Annotated in this window: 4 protein-coding genes; 3 read left to right on the top strand and 1 reads right to left on the bottom strand. The window is 65.9% G+C overall.

Translation table 11 applies throughout. The features are described from left to right. Positions 1-152: 152 nt before the first annotated feature. The gene (locus tag VGD20_RS18105) at positions 153-758 is read right to left on the bottom strand and encodes a hypothetical protein (protein ID WP_331135775.1); all 606 of its coding nucleotides are present in this window, start codon (positions 756-758) and stop codon (positions 153-155) included. Positions 759-1,017: 259 nt separating this feature from the next. Here VGD20_RS18105 and VGD20_RS18100 point away from each other — a divergent pair, with 259 nt between their 5' ends. The 3 genes from VGD20_RS18100 to VGD20_RS18090 form a co-directional block, all read left to right on the top strand. Then, a complete protein-coding gene (locus VGD20_RS18100) occupies positions 1,018-2,070 on the top strand; it encodes a glycosyltransferase family 2 protein (protein WP_331135774.1) in 1,053 nt (350 codons plus the stop codon). After that, the gene (locus VGD20_RS18095) at positions 2,067-2,462 is read left to right on the top strand and encodes a GtrA family protein (RefSeq protein WP_331135773.1); all 396 of its coding nucleotides are present in this window, start codon (positions 2,067-2,069) and stop codon (positions 2,460-2,462) included. The genes VGD20_RS18100 and VGD20_RS18095 overlap by 4 nt, the downstream gene beginning before the upstream one ends. Next, positions 2,459-3,434 (top strand): ArnT family glycosyltransferase (locus VGD20_RS18090; protein ID WP_331135772.1); only part of this gene is annotated, 976 nt, incomplete at its 3' end. The genes VGD20_RS18095 and VGD20_RS18090, both read left to right, overlap by 4 nt.

Here is a 3,434-nt window from a genome sequence, read left to right as displayed (position 1 = left end):
CTTCCTGCGCCAGATCGTCGGCGTCGAACCCGGCGGCACGGGAGAGGAAGGCGCGCAACCGCCCCTCGTGCCGCAGCACGAGGAGCTGGAAAGCGGCGCGATCGCCCCCGACGACGCGCTGGTTGAGAGCCCAATCTTCATCGCCTGCCCCGTCACGCAGCGGCGCGCTCCTCCGCAGCCGCGGCGCGCGCGAGGCGGCGGCGGACGAGCAGCGCGATGCCGACGAATATCGGGAAAAGCGCCGCGCCCGCCGAGGTGCGGATGAGTTGTTCATGCCCCTGGATCAGCCCGAAGCCCGCCATCGCGAGGCCAATGGCAAGCAGCACCAGCGCGTTGCGGTCGTCGCCGCCGCTGGCCGTTTCCTTTCCGCCTTGCCAGCCAAGATGTTCATAGGGCTTGTTGAGCTTGTCGATCAGGGGGCCGACCGCGTCCGACTTCGCTTCCAGCGCGCGGCGGATCGACCGGTGCAGCATCCACGCATGCAGCAGCCGTGCGAGCAGGAAGAAGCCAACGACGAACAGTGCCACCAACGTGACATTTTCGAGCAGATGAAAGAAGTGGGTGCTGACCGCGACCAGTTCGGTGGCCGGCGGCGGCGCCGGCAGATAGGCCGCGATGTCGCGCGGATCGATATAGGCCGCAACGTCCGCCGGGCTGACCGGTTGCGCCGGCAGCGCGACCGGTACCGACGGGATCGCCTGCGGAACGGCGGCGGGCTGTGCGGTGACGGTGGCCGCAGTGGCAATCAGCTGGTCCAAGCTCTCTCTCCTTCATGCCGCGCGGGCATGGTGAAACCACAGGCGGCGACTCCGGGCAAGACCGTCATTCCCCCGCATCGGGGAGGCGGGGACGGGCCCATGCGGCGTCGCCGCCGGGACCGGCAACATGCCGATCATCGACTGGACGGCACGGACGGCGCCGACGGATGCACGCCTGCATCATTTTTCCGGCACTCGCGTGTTAAGTATCTGTGCCAAAGCAGGATATTTTTTACAGTTTCCCCGCTATGGCGCAGCAATGACGCCGAATCCGACCAGCCTTCCCGGCCGCGTGCGCCTCGACCAGATCCTGTCGGTCGTCATCCCGAGCTATCGGGTGAAGGCGCATGTGCTGCAGGTGATCGAGCGGATCGGACCCGAGGTCGCGATGATCTTCGTGGTCGACGACGCCTGCCCCGAAGCGTCGGGTGCGTTCGTCGAAGCGCATTGCCGCGACCCACGTGTCCGCGTGCTGCGCCACGAGGCCAATCGCGGTGTCGGCGGCGCGATGATGACGGGTTATCGCGCCGCGCTCGCAGCGGGCGCCGATATCGTCGTGAAGATCGATGGCGACGGCCAGATGGATCCCGCACTCATCCCCCGCATCGCGCGGCCCGTGCTCGCGCGTCAGGCCGACTACGCAAAGGGCAACCGCTTCCACAGCCTGTGGAACGTCCGCCGGATGCCGCGCGTGCGACTCTACGGCAATGCCGCGCTGTCCTTCATGACCAAGCTTTCGAGCGGCTATTGGGGCGTCTTCGACCCGACCAACGGCTATACCGCGATCCACGCCGCGGCGCTCGAGCGGATCGAATTCGCGAATATTTCCGAGCGCTATTTCTTCGAGACCGACATGCTCATCAACCTCGGCAACGCACGCGCCGTCGTCGCCGACGTGCCGATGGAGGCGGTCTATGGCGACGAGGAGAGCAATCTCCACATCCGCAAGGAGCTTTGGCCCTTTTTGAGCACCCATCTGCGCGAGCTGGCGAAGCGGATCTTCTACACCTATTTCCTCCGCGACTTCTCGCCCGCGTCGCTCGAACTGCTGCTCGGGGCCGTCTTCCTGCTCTTCGGCATCGTCTACGGGTCCGCCGAATGGTATCATTCGATCAGCAGCGGGCATGTCGCGAGCACCGGCACGGTGATGATCGCGGTGCTGCCGATCCTGCTCGGCGTGCAATTGCTGCTCAACTTCCTCGCCTTCGACATGGCGAACGAGCCCAAGGTGCCGATCCAGCCGACGCTGACGCTCGCCGATCTCTTCGTTCACGACGCAGCGCCCGATAGCGCGCGGGACCACACGCGATGACCGGCAACGGGCTCGTCGCACAGGGCGCGCGCTACGGGCTCGTCGGTCTCGTCGTCCTCGCCGCCGATTTCGCGGTCTATTCGCTCGTTCTCGCGCTGCTCCCCGGCCAGTTCGTCGCCGCGAACATCTGCGGCAAGATCGCCGGTGCGGTGCTCGGCTTTGTGCTCCATCGCCATGTGACCTTCCGCTGGGCACAGCGCGACGGCGCCACGCGCCAGTTCGCCGCCTATGTCGCCGTGCTCGGTTTCAACCTGCTCTTCTCGTCGGCGCTGCTCTGGTTCGCGATCGAGATGCTCGGCGCCAACGCCTATCTCGCCAAGCTCGCGGTCGATATCGTCGTCGCCGGCACCGCCTTCCTCCTTTCGCGCCTGTGGGTATATCGTCCGTTATGATCGACCGGATCGCCTCGCTTCCCGGACCCGGCCGCCGCGGCCTCTGGCTGGGCCTCGGCCTGTTCGCGCTGCTCGCCTCGCTGTTCTGGGTCGGCTTCATCGCCTCCGACGACACGACCTATGCCAGGGGTGCCTACGGCTGGATCGACCATTTCCCCTATGTCGGCGGCCACGGAACGATCCGCTATCCGATCACCGTCCCGATGGCGCTCTCCTTTCTCGCGCTCGGCGGCAACGCGTTCGCGATGGTGCTGCCGTCGCTCCTCTATCTTGCCGGCTTCTTCATTCTCGCCTGGCGCGTGACGCGCGACGTCGCCGGACCGCTTCCCGCCTTTTGCGCGCTGCTCGCCTGCGTCACCAATCCGCTGCTGCTGATCCAGTCGTCGATCGCCAATGTCGACGTGATCGAGATGGCACTGCTGTTCGGCGCCTGGCTGCTCGTTTTCCGTTGCCTCGAAGCGGGGCCGACGCGCGGGCGATTGCTCGGTGCCGGTGCGCTTGTCGGCACCGCCTTCCTGACGCGCGAGACCGCGATCTTCATCATACCCTGGTTCGGCCTCCTCTTCCTCGCCGGACACCGCTTCAACCGCTGGCATTTTCTGTGGGTCGCCGCGGGCTTCATCGCTGTCTGGGCGCTCGAGCTCGTCTATCTCGGGGTCATGACCGGCGATCCCCTCTATCGCTTCAACATCGCGCTCCACCATGATGCGACGATCGACCGCTCGATCGACCTCGCGGGCAATGTCATCGTCCATCCGCTGGTCGACCCGCTTCTCGTGCTGCTGTTCAATCAGGAGTTCATGCTGCTGATGTTCTTCGCGGTCCCGCTCGGCGCCTGGCTGTGCTTTGGACGTTCGGTGCCGCCGCGCGTGCGTCATTTTGCACGGCTGCTCGCGCTATTCGGGCTCGTCTGGTTCGTGTGCGTCGGCGCGGTCCAGCATCTTTTGCCGCTCAATCCGCGCTATTTCATGA

It is taken from the genome of Sphingopyxis sp., from assembly GCF_036402335.1.
GTDB lineage: Bacteria > Pseudomonadota > Alphaproteobacteria > Sphingomonadales > Sphingomonadaceae > Sphingopyxis.
This window is presented reverse-complemented; position numbering and strand designations above follow the sequence as displayed.